The organism is Nocardioides sp. ChNu-153 (assembly GCF_030466625.1).
Lineage (GTDB): Bacteria > Actinomycetota > Actinomycetes > Propionibacteriales > Nocardioidaceae > Nocardioides.
On the sequence record NZ_JADEVT010000007.1, the window covers coordinates 55,576 to 70,332 of the forward strand.

General features: G+C 75.4%; 16 protein-coding genes. 8 read left to right on the plus strand and 8 right to left on the minus strand.

What is annotated here, in order from left to right:
* Positions 1-9: 9 nt before the first annotated feature.
* The 5 genes from INN71_RS10790 to INN71_RS10810 form a co-directional block, all read right to left on the minus strand.
* A complete protein-coding gene (locus INN71_RS10790) occupies positions 10-2,571 on the minus strand; it encodes an ABC transporter permease (protein ID WP_277498818.1) in 2,562 nt (853 codons plus the stop codon).
* Positions 2,568-3,374 carry an ABC transporter ATP-binding protein gene (locus INN71_RS10795; protein WP_277498820.1) on the minus strand — a complete coding sequence of 269 codons (807 nt, stop codon included), beginning with the start codon at positions 3,372-3,374 and terminating at the stop codon, positions 2,568-2,570. The genes INN71_RS10790 and INN71_RS10795 overlap by 4 nt, the downstream gene beginning before the upstream one ends.
* Before the next feature lie 153 nt (positions 3,375-3,527).
* Entirely contained in the window at positions 3,528-4,253 is a 726-nt protein-coding gene (locus tag INN71_RS10800) for a response regulator transcription factor (RefSeq protein ID WP_277498823.1), read from the minus strand.
* On the minus strand, positions 4,250-4,549 hold the full coding sequence (locus INN71_RS10805) for a sensor histidine kinase (RefSeq protein WP_277498825.1): 300 nt from the start codon (positions 4,547-4,549) through the stop codon (positions 4,250-4,252). The genes INN71_RS10800 and INN71_RS10805 overlap by 4 nt, the downstream gene beginning before the upstream one ends.
* A 90-nt stretch (positions 4,550-4,639) precedes the next feature.
* Positions 4,640-5,425: a sensor histidine kinase gene (locus INN71_RS10810; RefSeq protein ID WP_277498826.1), complete on the minus strand. Its 786-nt coding sequence runs from the start codon at positions 5,423-5,425 to the stop codon at positions 4,640-4,642.
* A 137-nt stretch (positions 5,426-5,562) separates the two neighbouring features.
* Between INN71_RS10810 and INN71_RS10815 the strand changes: the two genes are divergently transcribed.
* The 4 genes from INN71_RS10815 to INN71_RS10830 are packed head-to-tail and all read left to right on the plus strand — an operon-like array spanning position 5,563 to position 7,893.
* On the plus strand, positions 5,563-5,718 hold the full coding sequence (locus tag INN71_RS10815; RefSeq protein ID WP_172268980.1) for a hypothetical protein: 156 nt from the start codon (positions 5,563-5,565) through the stop codon (positions 5,716-5,718).
* 3 nt (positions 5,719-5,721) lie between these two features.
* The gene (locus INN71_RS10820) at positions 5,722-6,180 is read left to right on the plus strand and encodes a RidA family protein (protein ID WP_277498829.1); all 459 of its coding nucleotides are present in this window, start codon (positions 5,722-5,724) and stop codon (positions 6,178-6,180) included.
* A gap of 2 nt (positions 6,181-6,182) precedes the next feature.
* Positions 6,183-7,070 (plus strand): NUDIX hydrolase, encoded by an 888-nt coding sequence (locus INN71_RS10825; RefSeq protein ID WP_277498830.1) that lies wholly within the window; start codon positions 6,183-6,185, stop codon positions 7,068-7,070.
* 10 nt (positions 7,071-7,080) lie between these two features.
* On the plus strand, positions 7,081-7,893 hold the full coding sequence (locus INN71_RS10830; protein ID WP_277498832.1) for an MBL fold metallo-hydrolase: 813 nt from the start codon (positions 7,081-7,083) through the stop codon (positions 7,891-7,893).
* 40 nt (positions 7,894-7,933) lie between these two features.
* On the opposite strand, the gene INN71_RS10835 is transcribed toward INN71_RS10830, so the two are convergent.
* Positions 7,934-8,611 carry a Crp/Fnr family transcriptional regulator gene (locus tag INN71_RS10835; protein WP_277498834.1) on the minus strand — a complete coding sequence of 226 codons (678 nt, stop codon included), beginning with the start codon at positions 8,609-8,611 and terminating at the stop codon, positions 7,934-7,936.
* 133 nt (positions 8,612-8,744) lie between these two features.
* On the opposite strand from INN71_RS10835, the gene nth reads away from it, so the two are divergent.
* The 4 genes from nth to INN71_RS10855 are packed head-to-tail and all read left to right on the plus strand — an operon-like array spanning position 8,745 to position 12,017.
* Positions 8,745-9,437: an endonuclease III gene (gene nth / locus INN71_RS10840; protein WP_277498836.1), complete on the plus strand. Its 693-nt coding sequence runs from the start codon at positions 8,745-8,747 to the stop codon at positions 9,435-9,437.
* Positions 9,434-10,078: a TlpA disulfide reductase family protein gene (locus tag INN71_RS10845; RefSeq protein ID WP_277498839.1), complete on the plus strand. Its 645-nt coding sequence runs from the start codon at positions 9,434-9,436 to the stop codon at positions 10,076-10,078. The genes nth and INN71_RS10845 overlap by 4 nt, the downstream gene beginning before the upstream one ends.
* On the plus strand, positions 10,075-10,848 hold the full coding sequence (locus tag INN71_RS10850; protein ID WP_277498840.1) for a CoA pyrophosphatase: 774 nt from the start codon (positions 10,075-10,077) through the stop codon (positions 10,846-10,848). Before INN71_RS10845 ends, INN71_RS10850 begins: the two co-directional genes overlap by 4 nt.
* Positions 10,845-12,017 (plus strand): MarP family serine protease, encoded by a 1,173-nt coding sequence (locus INN71_RS10855; protein WP_277498841.1) that lies wholly within the window; start codon positions 10,845-10,847, stop codon positions 12,015-12,017. Before INN71_RS10850 ends, INN71_RS10855 begins: the two co-directional genes overlap by 4 nt.
* Before the next feature lie 154 nt (positions 12,018-12,171).
* Here INN71_RS10855 and INN71_RS10860 read toward each other — a convergent pair whose 3' ends face one another.
* A complete protein-coding gene (locus tag INN71_RS10860; RefSeq protein WP_277498842.1) occupies positions 12,172-12,588 on the minus strand; it encodes a phage holin family protein in 417 nt (138 codons plus the stop codon).
* Positions 12,589-12,774: 186 nt separating this feature from the next.
* Positions 12,775-14,751, minus strand: a complete 1,977-nt coding sequence (gene acs / locus INN71_RS10865; RefSeq protein WP_277498843.1) for an acetate--CoA ligase — start codon at positions 14,749-14,751, stop codon at positions 12,775-12,777.
* Between the last annotated feature and the right edge of the window lie 6 nt (positions 14,752-14,757).

The following is a 14,757-nucleotide window of genomic DNA, read 5'->3' on the forward strand; positions in this document are numbered from 1 at the left end:
GCCCGCGCCTCAGTCCGCCGTCAGCCCCGCCGCGGGGCTGATGCGTGCGGCCCGGCGGGCGGGCAGTACGCAGGCGACGAGCCCGGCCAGGGCGGCGACGGCGACGACGGCCGCGAGCTGGCCCCAGGGCAGCACGAGCGCGGCGTCGCCGATGGCCGGCTGCACCATGACGCGCACGCCGATCACCGCGAAGAACACCCCGACGGCCGTGCCGAGCAGCGTCGCCACCACCGAGAGCAGCACCCCCTCCGCGGCGAGCGTGCGCCGCAGCTGCCGGCGCGTCAGGCCGAGCGCCCGCAGCAGCGCGTTCTCCCGGGCCCGCTCCAGCACCGACAGGCCGAGCGTGCTGCCGATGCCGACGAGCGCGATGAGCACGCCGATGCCCAGCAGGCCCACGACCGCCATCACCACGACGTCGAGCTGGGTGTCGACCCAGTCCCGCTGCTGCACGAGCGGGGTGACGCCGGCCCCGCTGCCGCTGGCGGCGGCCTCCAGGTCGGCGACGAGGTCGTCGACGTCGGCGCCGTCGTCGGCGCGCAACCACACGGCGTACGGCTCCGTGTCGTCCCCGACCAGCGCCTGGAGCGTCGCCGGAGAGACGAGGGCCGCCGAGCCCCACCCGCTGTCGACCAGCCGCGGCGTGAGCGTGCGGGTGCCGGCGGCCGTCGTCACCTCGACCCGCTCGGGCACGCCCGCGGTGCCGACGACGTCGTAGGGCACCGCGATCTCGTCGTCCGCCGGGGCGGCGATGGTGCGGTCCCCGCGGACGACCTCGTCGAGGGACCCGTCGGCGTCCTCGGCGGCGGCCGGTGCCGCGAGCGGGAGGGTGTCGCTGGACCAGACCTCCTCCGGGGGCAGGCCGCCGGTGTCGGTGCCCGCGGCGGGGGCGACCGCGGCGAGGCCGCCGGGCACGACGAGCGCCGCGTCGACGCCGCGCACCTCGGCGAGCCGGTCCGCGAGGTCGGCGTCGAGCGGGCCGGCGTCGGCGGCGACCGTGACGTCGACCGGGAACTGCTGGTCCAGCTCGACCGCCGTCGCCGACCGGGCACTCGCCATCCCCGTCAGCACGGCGGTGGTGAGCGTGACCCCGATGAGCAGGGAGGCGGTGGTGGCCGCCGTACGACGGGGGTTGCGCACCGCGTTGTCGCCCGCGATGCGGGCGGCGGGGCCGGTACGCCGGACCGCGAGCCCCACGAGCCGCAGCAGCGCCGGCACGACGACGGGCCCGAGCAGCACGACGCCGGCGAAGAACGCGGTGCCGCCGGCGACCATGACGAGCAGGTTCGCCGTGGCGACCGCCAGGGCGAGTCCCACGCCGCCCGCGACGAGCACGAGCCCGCCGAGCGCGATCCGGGCCCGGCCCGCGGTCGTGCGCACCGACGGCGCGGCCTCGGGGCGCAGGGCCGCCAGCGGGCTCACCCGCGTCGCGGTGCGGGTGGGCAGCCACGCGGCGACCACCGTGGTGACGACGCCGCCGAGGAACGCCGCGCCCCACCACAGGGGCGAGGGCCGGACAGCGCCCAGCGGGAAGTCGACGCTCGCCCGCAGCAGCGCGACGCCGCCGTACCCCAGGGCCGCGCCCAGCGCGAGGCCGGTCAGCGAGGCCAGGAGACCGACCACGAGGGCCTCGAGGCGGATCGCCCGGCGCACCTGCCGGCGGGTGGCGCCGACGCAGCGCAGCAGCGCGAGGTCGCGCAGGCGCTGGGCGAAGAGGATGGAGAAGGTGTTGGCGATGACCATCACCGACACGACCGCCGCGATGGCGGCGAAGAGCAGCACGAGCATCGCCATGACGTCGACCTGCTGGTTGGCCTGCTGCAGCCGGTCGTCCGCGACCTCGGCCGGGGTGAACGTCTCGAGCAGGCCGGTGGTCTCGACGTCGGCGTCGACGCTGCCCGACCCGTCGTCGCCCAGCGCCGCGATCGCGTCGGCGGCCGCGTCGACGTCGCCACCGGGGGCGACGGCGTACGTGACCGTCTCGGCCCACCAGCCCTCGAGGGTGCGCATCGTCGCGAACGGCACCCACAGGGCGCTGGAGGCCAGGCGGGTGCCGTCGGCGAGACCGACCACGGTGAGGGTGGTCGCGCCCTCCCCGCTGCCGACGACGAGCTCGTCGCCGACGGCGACGTCGCGGGCCCGGGCCTGCGAGGCGCTGACGACGGCCTCGTCGGGCGCCTCGGCACCGCGGCCCTCGACGACGTCCTGCCAGACCAGGGACGGGTCGTCGGCCCAGGTGCCGATCTCGGCGTCGGTGGCGACGGTCGAGCCGTCGGCGCGCTCGACCGTCAGCCAGGTCTGGGCCAGCGGCACGGCGGCGTCGCCCCGCTCCTCGGCCAGGTCGACGACGGCCTCGACGCCGGTGTTGTTCGGCCACCCGTCCAGCCCGCCACCGGTGACGACGAGGTCGCCCTTCTCGTAGGGCTTGCCGACCTCGCCGGTCAGCCCGCCGCGGGCCGAGGAGGCGAGGGCGTCGGTGACGACCACGAACGCGACCGCGATCGCCACGGCGAGGACGGCGGCGACGTAGCGGCGGGTGTGGGTGCGCAGCGACGCGAGCAGCACCGTCCTCATCGGGTGCCCCCGGCGGTGCGGGCCCCGGCGCCGGGACGCAGGGTGGCGAGGAGCTGCTCGGGGGTGGGGTCGACGAGGTGGGCGCGCACGGCGCCGTCGGCGAGCACGACGACGTCGTCGGCGTACGCCGCGGCGTCGAGCTCGTGGGTCACCATGACGACGGTCTGGCCGAGCTCGCGCACGCAGCGGCGCAGGAAGCCGAGCACCTCGGCGGAGGTGTCGGAGTCGAGGTTGCCGGTCGGCTCGTCGGCGAAGACGATCTCGGGCCGGGCGACGAGGGCACGGGCGATCGCGACGCGCTGCTGCTGGCCGCCGGAGAGCTCGCCGGGCCGGTGGCCGACCCGGTCGGTGAGGCCCAGGGTGGCGACGACCTCGTCGTAGCGGGCCCGCACCGTGGCGTCGACGCGGCGCCCGGCCAGCTCGAAGGGCAGCAGGATGTTCTGCCCCGCCGTCAGCATCGGCAGCAGGTTGAACGCCTGGAACACGAAGCCGACGTGGTCGCGGCGGAAGCGGGTGAGGGCGTCGTCGTCGAGCCCCTCGAGCCGCTTGCCGGCGATGCTGACCGTGCCCGACGTCGGCTGGTCGAGGCCGGCGAGGCAGTGCATGAGGGTCGACTTGCCGGAGCCGGACGTGCCCATGACGGCGGTGAAGCGACCGGCCGGGAGGTCGAGGTCGACGCCGCGGAGGGCGTGCACCTCGGCGTCGCCGCGGCCGTAGGTCTTCGTCAGGCCGCGGGCGCTGGCGGCCGGCGCGGGGCCGCTCGGCGCGGGGTGGACCAGGTCGGTGAAGGGTGTCGTGGACATGACCAGGACGCTAGGTACGGCGGGGCCCCCGGGTCGTCCGGCGACCGGTGGATCCTGCGGCGGGCGGGGCTGCCGCCGTACGCCGGGGGGTGGACGCCCCCGTGGCCGGCCGTCCCCCCCCGGGGGATGACGGCCCCGGTCCGGGCGCGGCGCTCAGCCCGCGGAGACGACGCCGGTCTCGTAGGCGAGGACGACGAGCTGCACGCGGTCGCGGGAGCCGGTCTTGGCCAGCAGGCGGCTGACGTGGGTCTTCACGGTGGCCTCGCCGACGAAGAGCGCGGTCGCGATCTCGCCGTTGGACAGGCCGCGGCCCACGAGCTCCAGCACCTCGGCCTCGCGGTCGGTGAGGTTCGCGAGCCTCGGGTCGGGTACGGCGTCCCCCGCCGCGGGCGGGCCCGCCGCCGTCGCACCCGGGCCGGCCCCGTCGGGCAGCGTCGCGGCGAAGTGGTCGAGCAGCCGGCGGGTCGTCGACGGCGCGACGACGGCGTCGCCGGCGTGCACCCGCCGGACGGCCTCGAGCAGCTCGGGCGGGGTCGCGTCCTTGAGGAGGAACGCCGAGGCACCGGCCTTGAGGGCGGCGAAGGCGTACTCGTCGAGGTCGAACGTGGTGAGCACGATGACGCGCGGGACCGGTCGTCCGGCGGCGGCCTCGGCGGCCAGCCGGCGGGTGGCGTCGACGCCGTCCATCCGGGGCATCCGCACGTCCATGAGCACGACGTCGGCGGTGACGGCGCCCAGGCGGCGCAGCGCCTCCTCACCGTCGCCGGCCTCGCCGACGACGGTCAGGTCGTCCTGGCTCTCCACCAGCATGCGGAAGCCGGCCCGCACCATCTGCTGGTCGTCGACGAGGAAGACGCGGATCGGCTCGGTGACGCTCACACGGGGATCCTCGCACCGACCTCGAACCCGCCGCCGGGCCGCGGGCCGGCGGTGACGCTGCCACCGGCCGCGCGCACCCGCTCGCGCATCCCCACGAGTCCGAGGCCGCCCGACGGGGCGTCGCGGCCCGGGGTCGCAGCGGCACCGCGTCCGTCGTCGGTGACCCGCACGACGACCTCCCCCGGTGCCTCGGCGACGACGACCTCCACGGTGTCCACGGGGCCGGCGTGCCGCCGTACGTTCGTGAGGGCCTCCTGCACGACGCGGTAGACGACGAGGGCCGTCCCGTCGGGCACGGCGGGGGCCGGGTCGGGAAGGCTCGCGATGATCGGCAGGCCGTCGGCGGCGGCCTGGTCGAGGAGGTGGGGCAGGTCCGCCAGGCCGGGCTACGGGGCGGTGCCCGTGCGGTCGGAGCGGAGCAGGCCGAGCAGGCGGCGCATCTCGGTGAGGGCCTCGCGCCCCGTGCCGGCGATCGTCTCGAGCGTGCGGGTGGCGACGTCGGGGTCCTTGGCGGCGGCGTAGCGCGCCCCGTCCGCCTGCACCACGATCACCGACAGGCCGTGGGCGACGACGTCGTGCATCTCCCGGGCGATGCGGGCGCGCTCGTCGGAGGCGGCGAGCTCGGCGCGCTGCTCGGCGTCGCGGGCGAGGTGCTGGGTGTGGGCGAGGAGGGCGTCGACGTACGCCGCCCGCGTGCGCCCCAGCGTGCCGAGCGCCCAGGCGGCGAGCACGATGAGCCCGATCGTGACGGCGTAGCTGCGGGCGGCCACGAGCCCGTCGCCGTACGCCATCGTCCAGTCGAGCGCCGCGACCACGGCGGCCACGAGCCCCGTGGCGAGCGCGGCGTAGCCCGCCCGGGCGGAGGAGAACCGCGCCACGGAGTAGACCGCGACCGGGAACGCGAGCTGGCTGGGCAGGGGATCGCCGAGGAGCGGCACCTGCAGCGCGCTCGCCGCGACGACCGCCGCGAAGGTCGCCACCGGGTGGTGGCGGCGCCACAGCAGCGGCAGGGTCTGCGCCGCGCCGAGCCCCAGGGCGACGACGGAGGAGAGGCTGACGCCGCCCACGAACGCCAGGAACCCGATGCCCCCGACCACCGCCAGGTCGAGGAGCGCGGCCCCCCGCGGGCCCAGCCGTCGGGGCTGCCGCGGCAGCACGGCGACGGTCGTCATGACCGGTGAGCGTACGGCGCGCCGTACCCGCCCCGCGTCCGCCTGCGGGTGGATCCGACGCCGCTCCCGCCCCGGCCCGCCGTCGAGCCGGGCGTCGCACGGGTCGGGCGGCGAGCGCGCCGAGTAGGGTGCCCCGCATGACGAAGTGGGAGTACCAGGTGGCGCCGATTCCGCTCCACAACGAGGCACTGATGCTGAACAACTTCGGCCAGGACGGCTGGGAGCTGGTGGCCATCCACACCAACGCCCAGGGCGGCCTCGTCGCCTTCCTCAAGCGTCCCGGCCAGGGCTGAGCAGTGGCGCACCCCGAGGAGCGCCTGGCCGAGCTCGGCCTGACGGTGCCCGAGGTCGCCAAGCCGGTCGCGGCGTACGTGCCGGCGGTCCGCTCGGGCATCCACGTCATGACGTCCGGCCAGCTGCCCATGCGCGGCGGCGAGCTGATGGCGACCGGCAAGGTCGGGGGAGCGGTGAGCCCCGAGGACGCCGTGGCCTGCGCGCAGCAGTGCGCGCTCAACGCCCTCGCCGCCGTCAAGGCCGAGATCGGTGACCTGGCCCTGGTCAAGCGCGTGGTCAAGGTGGTCGCGTTCGTGTCCTCGACCCCCGACTTCACGGGGCAGCCGCAGGTCGCGAACGGGGCCTCCGAGCTGCTGGGCCGGGTCTTCGGCGAGGCCGGGGTGCACGCGCGCTCCGCGGTCGGCGTGCCGGTGCTGCCGCTCGACGCGCCCGTCGAGGTCGAGATCGTCGTCGAGGTCTGAGCGTGCGGATCCCGCTGCCGCCGGTGCCCGTGCCCGACGAGGTCGTCGCGCTGGCGGGGGAGTACGCCGCGGGGCGGCGCACGCCCGCGGAGCCCCGTGACGCCGCGACGGTCGTGCTCGTGCGCGACGGCGCCGGTGACCCCGGCGGTCCCGAGCTCTACCTGCTGCGGCGGCACACGTCGATGGCGTTCGCGGCCGGCATGGCGGTGTTCCCCGGCGGCGGGGTCGACCCGCGCGACTTCGACGCCGACCTGGGTGACGGCGGCTGGGCCGGGCCGTCGCCCGCGGCCTGGGCCGAGCGTCTCGGCGTCGACGAGGAGCGGGCGGCGGCGCTGGTCTGCGCCGCGGTGCGCGAGACGTTCGAGGAGTCCGGCGTGCTGCTCGCCGGCGCCTCCGCCGACGAGGTCGTCGCCGACACGACGGGGGCGGACTGGGAGGCCGACCGGGTCGCCCTGGAGACCCACGAGCTCGCCTTCACCGACTTCCTCGCCCGCCGCGGCCTGGTGCTGCGCACCGACCTGCTCGGTGTCTGGGACGCCTGGGTGACGCCCCGCTTCGAGCCGAAGCGCTACCGCACGTGGTTCTTCGCCGCCGCCCTGCCCGCGGGCCAGCGCACCCGCGACGTCTCGACGGAGTCGTCCTCGGTGGAGTGGGTGCCCGCGGCCGACGCCGTGGTCGCCGCCGAGACCGGGGGCACGGCGATGATGCCCCCGACGTACCTCACGTGCCTCGACGTGGCCCAGCAGCCGAGCGCCGCGGCCGTCCTCGCCGAGGCGGGTCGGCGCACCGTGGAGATGTTCGAGCCCGACGTCGAGCGGCTGCCGGACGGCGGCTGGACGATGTCGATGCCCGACCGGATGCGTCCCGTCCTCGCGGCGCACCGCGGCTGAGGTGGGGCGGGTGGCGGCAGGCGTGGAGGCGTGGCACGGCGGCACCTTCGGCGAGCGGGGCCGGTGCGTCCTGGCCCCCAACGCCGGGACGATGACCCTCGACGGCACCAACACGTGGGTGCTGCGCGAGCCGGGCGCCGCCCGCGCCGTGGTGGTCGACCCCGGGCCGCCCGACGAGGCCCACCTCGACGCGGTGCTGGAGGCCGCCGAAGGCCGGGTCGGCGCGGTGCTGCTCACCCACCACCACCTCGACCACTCCGAGGCCGCGAGGGCGTTCGCGGAGCGGGCCGGCTGCGGCGTGCGGGCGCTGGACCCGGCGTACCGGCTGGGGTCCGAGGGCCTCGGCGACGGCGACGTCGTCGAGGTCGACGGGCTGGAGGTGCACGTCGTCGCGACGCCGGGGCACACGGCCGACTCGCTGTCGTTCGTGCTGCCCGCCGAGCGGGCGGTGCTGACCGGCGACACGGTGCTCGGCCGCGGCACGACCGTGGTGGCCCACCCCGACGGGCAGCTGGGCGCCTACCTCGACTCCCTCGACCGGCTGCACGCGCTGGCCGAGCGGGAGGAGGCGCGCGTCGTGTGGCCCGGGCACGGCCCGGTGATCGACGACGCGCTGGCCGCGCTCGACTCCTACATCGCCCACCGGCGCTCCCGGCTCGAGCAGGTCGAGACGGCCGTGGCCGGCCTGCGGGAGGTGGAGCAGCTCGACGCGGAGACCCTGCCGCGCCGGGTGGTCGAGGTCGTCTACGCCGACGTCGACCCCGTGCTCTGGGGCGCCGCGGAGCTCAGCGTGCGGGCCCAGCTGGCGTACCTCGGGCTCTGAGGAGCTTCCCCCCACCGAGGTGGGGAGACCGCAGTTGCGCTCAGCGCGCGCGGCGCGAGAGCCGCTCGATGTCCATGATGACGACGGAGCGGGGCTCCAGGCGCAGCCAGCCGCGCGAGGTGAAGTCGGCGAGCGCCTTGTTGACCGTCTCGCGCGAGGCGCCGACGAGCTGCGCCAGCTCCTCCTGCGTGAGGTCGTGGTGCACGTGCACGCCGTCGTCGGCGGTGCGGCCGAAGCGGTCGGCGAGGTCGATGAGCGCCTTGGCGACGCGACCGGGCACGTCGGAGAACACGAGGTCCGCCACGACGTCGTTCGCCTTGCGCAGGCGTGCGGCGAGCTGGGCGAGGAGGCCGCGGGCGACGCTCGGACGTCCTTCGATCCAGCCCTGCAGGTCGTCGTGGGAGAGCGACGCGAAGGTCGACTCCGTCACCGCGGTGACGGTCGCCGAGCGCGGGCCCGGGTCGAAGAGCGACAGCTCGCCGAACATCTGGCCGGGGCCGAGGATGGCCAGCAGGTTCTCGCGACCGTCCGCGGAGGTGCGGCCGAGCTTCACCTTGCCGTCCAGCACGACGTAGAGCTTGTCCCCGGAGTCGCCCTCGTGGAACAGCACCTCGCCGCGCCGCAGGCGGGTCTCGGCCAGCGACTCGACGAGAGACTCGATCGCCTCGTCGTCGAGCGCGCTGAAGAGCGGCGCCTGACGCAGCACGTCGATGTCCACAAGATCCTCCCGGGGAGACGGTGTCGGTCGTGGCGCACGCCACGGCCACCCCGCATCCTAGCGGCGCCGCGCCTCCGGCGCCGCCAGGCCGTGGGACGGCACGCCGGTCGGTGGCGACCCGTACCCTGTCGGGGTGCCTGACGTCGCCCTGGTCCGCCGTGCCCGGAAGATCGACCGGGTGCTGGCGCAGACCTATCCCGACGCCCGCTGCGAGCTCGACTTCGCCAACCCCTTCGAGCTCCTCGTCGTCACCGTGCTCTCCGCGCAGACGACCGACAAGCGGGTCAACGCGGTGCGGCCCACGCTGTTCGCGGCGTACCCCGACCCCGCCGCGATGGCCGCCGCCGACCGCGCCGTCCTCGAGGGCATCGTCGGCCCGCTCGGCTTCTTCCGCGCCAAGACCGACGCGCTGCTCAAGCTGAGCCAGGCCCTGGTGGAGCGGTACGACGGGCAGGTGCCGCCCCGCCTCGAGGACCTCGTGACGCTGCCCGGCGTGGGCCGCAAGACGGCCAACGTCGTGCTGGGCAACGCCTTCGACGTCCCCGGCATCACGGTCGACACCCACTTCGGTCGCCTCGTGCGCCGCTTCGGCTGGACCGAGGAGACCGACCCGGTGAAGGTCGAGCACGCGATCGGCGCGCTCTTCCCGCGCCGCGACTGGACGATGCTGTCCCACCACCTCATCTGGCACGGCCGCCGCCGCTGTCACGCCAAGAAGCCCGCCTGCGGCGCCTGCCCCGTGGCCCGCTGGTGCCCCGCGTTCGGGGAGGGCCCGACCGACCCCGTGCTCGCCGAGGCGCTGGTGCGCACCGAGGGTCGCGCGTGAGGGGTACGGCGGCCGCCGCCGCCCTCCTGGCCCTCGCCGGGGCGCTCGCCGGCTGCGCGCCCTCGGGGGAGGGCTCGCGGGACGGGGAGGCGTACGTCGTGCCCAGCGTCGGGCCGCGCGACCTGGTGGTCGACAGCCCCGAGCTCCGCGCGCTCAAGGCCGACGCGGGCGTCGCGCCCTGCGTGCCCGGCGCCGGCGAGGCGGTCGACGGCGGCCTGCCCAGCGCGGTCCTGCCGTGCTTCGGTGGCGGCGAGGCGGTCGACCTCAGCTCGCTCGAGGGTCCGCTGCTGCTCAACTTCTGGGCCAGCTGGTGCGGCCCGTGCCGCGAGGAGATGCCGCTGCTCCAGGCCTTCCACGAGCAGTACGGCGACCAGGTCGCCACCGTGGGCGTGGCCTACAACGAGCTCGACCCGGAGGGGGCGATGGAGCTGGTCGCCGAGTCGGGCGTGACCTACCCGCTGCTCGTCGACACGCAGGAGTACCTGGGCACCCAGGAGGCGTTCCTCGCCCTCAACCGCGGGCTGCCCGTCACGACGCTCGTCGACGCGTCGGGGCAGGTCGTGTTCAGCGAGGCGGTCGCCCTGAAGTCCACCGAGCAGCTGCTCGACCTCGTCGACGAGCACCTGGGGCTGCAGCGGTGAGCGCGTCCGGCAGCGACGGGACCGTCGGCCCCGCGGGCGCCCCCGACTGGCTGCGCCCGATCACCGACGCGCTGGCCACGATCCGGGCCGAGCACCTCACCGCGTTCACGCCCCCGCCCGGCGGCGACGCCCGCCCGGGCGCCGTCCTCATGGTCTTCGCGGAGGGCGAGCGCGGCCCCGAGCTGCTGCTCACCGAGCGGGCCCACCACATGCGCTCCCACCCCGGGCAGGTCTCGTTCCCCGGCGGCAGCCTCGACCCCGGGGAGACCCACGAGCAGGCCGCGCTGCGCGAGGCGTGGGAGGAGATCGGCCTCGACCCGGCGTCGGTGCACGTCGTGGGCCGGCTGCCCGAGCTCTGGCTGCCGCCGAGCAACTTCGCCGTCGTGCCGGTCGTCGCCTGGTGGGCCTCGCCCGGCACCGTGTCGGTGCGCAGCGCCGACGAGGTGCACGCGATCCACCGCGTCGCCGTCGCCGACCTCGTCGACCCCCGCTGGCGGCGCACCGTCCGCGGACCGTCGGGCTGGTCGTCGCCGGGCTTCCTCATCGGCGAGGACCACGACGTGGTGCTCTGGGGCTTCACCGGGGGGATCGTCGCGCGCCTGCTCGACTTCCTCGGGTGGAGCGAGCCGTGGGACGACACGCTCACGACGGCGCTCCCGTCGTACATGCTGGGCGGCGCCGAGCGCGCGGGACCGCAGACCGTGCGGCAGGAGCCGGTCGAGGCCCCGATCGAGGGGCCGATGGCCGACATCGAGGAGAGCGACGGATGAACTGGCTGGACTGGGTGCTGCTGCTGCTCGTGGGCACCTACGCGCTGTCGGGCTACTGGCAGGGCTTCATCACGGGCGCGTTCGCGACGGCCGGGCTGCTGGTCGGCGGGCTCGCCGGCATCGTGCTGGCGCCGCTCGTGCTGGGGGACGCCGAGCCGGGGCTGTGGGTCTCGCTGGGGGCGCTGTTCATCGTCATCCTGCTCGCCTCGATCGGGCAGGCCAGCTTCCAGTACCTGGGCTCCCGCGCCCGCGACCACGTCACGTGGCAGCCGGCGCGCGTCGTCGACGCCCTCGGTGGGGCGGCGCTCAGCGCGCTCGCCGTGCTCCTCGTCGCCTGGGCCCTCGGCGTCGCCGTCTCCGGCACCCGCATCGCGGGCGTGACCGAGGCCGTGCGCAGCTCGGCGGTGCTGGCGAAGGTCGACACGGTGCTGCCGGGCGAGGCCGACCGCGCGCTGGAGGCGTTCAACGGCGTCGTGGGCACCTCCTTCTTCCCGCGCTACCTCGAGCCGTTCGCGCCCGAGCGCATCGTCGAGGTCGCCCCGGGCGACCGGGAGACGCTGCAGGCCGCCGGCGTCGTCGGTGCCCAGAGCCGCGTGCTGAAGATCCGCGGCGACAACGACTGCGGCCGCGGCGTCGAGGGCACGGGCTTCCTCTACGCCGACGACCGCCTCATGACCAACGCCCACGTCGTGGCCGGGGTGGACGAGCCTCGCGTCGAGCTCGGCGGCGAGTGGGTGCAGGCCCGCGTCGTGCACTACGACCCCCAGGTCGACGTCGCGGTCCTGGCGCTCGACGACCAGGGCCTCTCCCCGCTCGCCTTCGGCGAGGGCGCGACGGAGGAGAGCGTGGCGATCCTCGGCTACCCGCAGGACGGGCCGTACGACGTGCAGCCGGCCCGCATCCGCGCCCAGCAGCAGCTGCGCTCGCCCGACATCTACGGCGAGGGCCGCACCGTGCGCGACGTCTTCTCGCTGCGCGGCCTCGTGCGGCCCGGCAACTCCGGCGGCCCGGTGGTCGACGCCTCGGGCCAGGTCGTCGGCGTCATCTTCGCGGCGTCGGTGACCGACACCGACACGGGCTACGCGCTCACCGCGGCCCAGGTCGCCAGCGCCGGCGAGGCCGGCCGGGCGTCGTCCGTCGAGGTGGCCACCGGGGCCTGCGCGGCCTGAAGGGCGCGCGTCGTACGACGGGGTGACAGCGCCGCGACGCGGATCGGCGCCCGGACGCGACAGCGCCCCGCGGGCCTGGGCCGGCGGGGCGCGTCGGGGGCGGCGGGGCCGCCCGGAGCCACGGGGGCGCGCGAGGCGCTGCGGGAGCGGGAGGTCAGCCGACCTTGCCCTTGAGCGCCGGGGGGATCTGCTTGCCCTGGCGGATGGCGCGCTCCGGGGCGCGGACCTTCTTGACCTTCCGGATGCCCAGGAACACGAGCAGCCCGGCGAGCAGCAGGTAGGCGCCGGTGACGATGAGGTAGGCCCAGTGGAGGTCGAGGCCGTCGCCGTTCCAGTGGATGAGGTGGGCGAAGGCGATCGACAGCAGGATGATCGCCAGCAGGCCGAGGAAGCCGGCGACGGCGAACAGGACGGCGCCCGTGCCGCCGTTCCTCACGCTGACCTTGAGCTCGGCCTTGGCGAGCTCGATCTCCTTCTGCAGCAACGTGGACACGTCGCGGCTCGCGTCGGCCACGAGCTGGCCGATCGTGGGCTCGGTGTCCTTGACCGGGTTGACCGGGTCGGTCGTCATGGAGTCATCCCCTGGTGGCTCGTGGTGGTGCGGGCGGCGGCGCAGCTGCGTCTCGCCCGACCCTACAACGCAGGCGTGGCACGGCCCGGCGCACGGCGCGCCCCGGTGAGCGGGGGTACGCCGCGCGGCCGGGCCACGGGGTCCTGCGGGTGGTGCGGGTCGGGCGGTGGGACCGGTGCTACCGGCTCAGCCGTCGGCCTTGTCGGTGGAGAGGCCCTTCGAGATCAGGTCCATGACCGAGGAGTCGGCGAGCGTGGTCACGTCACCCACCTCGCGGTGCTCGGCCACGTCGCGCAGCAGACGCCGCATGATCTTGCCCGACCGGGTCTTGGGCAGCTCGGGCACGACCATCACCTGGCGGGGCTTGGCGATGGGGCCGATCTCCTTCGCCACGTGGCTGCGCAGCTCCTCGACGATGTCGGCGCCGCCGTCGCCCGCCTCCTCGCGGAGGATGACGAAGGCGCAGACGGCCTGACCGGTGGTCTCGTCGGCGGCGCCCACCACTGCGGCCTCCGCGACCTTCGGGTGGGAGACGAGCGCGGACTCGATCTCGGTGGTCGACAGGCGGTGGCCCGAGACGTTCATGACGTCGTCGACGCGGCCGAGCAGCCAGATGTCGCCGTCCTCGTCGAGCTTGGCACCGTCGCCGGCGAAGTAGTAGCCCTGCTCGGGGAACCGCGACCAGTACGTGTCCTGGTAGCGCTGGTCGTCGCCCCAGATGGTGCGGAGCATCGCGGGCCACGGCTCGGTGATGACGAGCAGGCCGCCCTCGCCGTTGCCGACCGGGTTGCCGTCGTTGTCGACGACCGCGACCTCGATGCCGGGCACGGCGAGCATGGCCGAGCCCGGCTTGCCCGCGGTGACGCCCGGCAGCGGGCTGATCATGTGGGCGCCGGTCTCGGTCTGCCACCAGGTGTCGACGATCGGGGCGCTGCCGCCGCCGATGTTCTCGCGGTACCAGACGTAGGCCTCGGGGTTGATGGACTCGCCCACGGAGCCCAGCAGGCGCAGCGACGAGAGGTCGTACTGCGCGGGGATGTCGTCGCCCCACTTCATGAAGGTGCGGATGGCGGTGGGCGCCGTGTAGAGCGTCGTCACCTTCTTCTCCTGCACGATCTCCCACCAGCGGCCCTTGTGGGGGGAGTCGGGGGTGCCCTCGTAGAGCACCTGCGTGGCGCCGTTCGCCGTCGGGCCGTAGACGATGTAGGAGTGCCCGGTGACCCAGCCGATGTCGGCGGTGCACCAGTAGACGTCGGTCTCCGGCTTGTGGTCGAAGGTCGACCAGAAGGTGGAGGCGCACTGGGTGAGGTAGCCGCCCGAGGTGTGCAGGATGCCCTTCGGCTTGCCCGTCGTGCCGGAGGTGAACATGACGTAGAGCGGCTGCTCGGCGTCGAACAGCTCGGGGGTGTGCTCGGTGGAGGCGGCCTCGACGACGTCGTGCCACCAGACGTCGCGTCCCTCGACCCACGAGCCCTCCGGCAGGTCCTGGCCGGTACGGCGCACCACCAGCACGCTGCGCACGCTGCCGTCCGGCAGCTTCGCGACGGCGTCGTCGACGGCGGGCTTGAGCGCGGAGGGCGCGCCGCGGCGGTAGCCGCCGTCGGAGGTGACGACCACCTCGGCCTGGCAGGCCTCGATGCGCGAGGCGAGCGCGTCGGAGGAGAAACCGCCGAAGACGACGGTGTGGGGGGCGCCGAGCCGGGCGCACGCGAGCATCGCGACGACGGCCTCGGGGATCATCGGCATGTAGATGGCGACCCGGTCGCCGGCGCGGACGCCGAGGTCGGTGAGGGCGTTGGCCGCCTGGGAGACCAGGTCCTTGAGCTCGGCGTAGGTGATGTCGCGGGTGTCGCCGGGCTCGCCGACGAAGTGGAACGCGACCCGGTCGCCGTTGCCGGCCTCGACGTGGCGGTCGACGCAGTTGTAGGCCACGTTGAGCCTCCCGCCCACGAACCACTTGGCGAAGGGCGGGTTCGTCCAGTCGAGCACCTCGGTGAACGGCTCGCCCCACGTGAGGCGCTCGGCCTGCTCCGCCCAGAAGCCGAGGCGGTCGGCCGCGGCCCGCTCGTAGGTGGCCGCCGTCGCGTTGGCGTCGCGCGCCAGCTCGGCGGGCGGGGCGAAGCGCCGCTCCTCCTTGAGCAGGTTCGACAGGTTCTCGCTCACGTCTCT

What these genes read in the sequence shown, in the direction of transcription:
- INN71_RS10790 (WP_277498818.1), bottom strand. Translation starts at nt 2,571, where the DNA reads ATGAGGACGGTGCTGCTCGCGTCGCTGCGCACCCACACCCGCCGCTAC.
- INN71_RS10795 (WP_277498820.1), bottom strand. Translation starts at nt 3,374, where the DNA reads ATGTCCACGACACCCTTCACCGACCTGGTCCACCCCGCGCCGAGCGGC.
- INN71_RS10810 (WP_277498826.1), bottom strand. Translation starts at nt 5,425, where the DNA reads ATGACGACCGTCGCCGTGCTGCCGCGGCAGCCCCGACGGCTGGGCCCG.
- INN71_RS10815 (WP_172268980.1), top strand. Translation starts at nt 5,563, where the DNA reads ATGACGAAGTGGGAGTACCAGGTGGCGCCGATTCCGCTCCACAACGAG.
- INN71_RS10855 (WP_277498841.1), top strand. Translation starts at nt 10,845, where the DNA reads ATGAACTGGCTGGACTGGGTGCTGCTGCTGCTCGTGGGCACCTACGCG.
- INN71_RS10860 (WP_277498842.1), bottom strand. Translation starts at nt 12,588, where the DNA reads ATGACGACCGACCCGGTCAACCCGGTCAAGGACACCGAGCCCACGATC.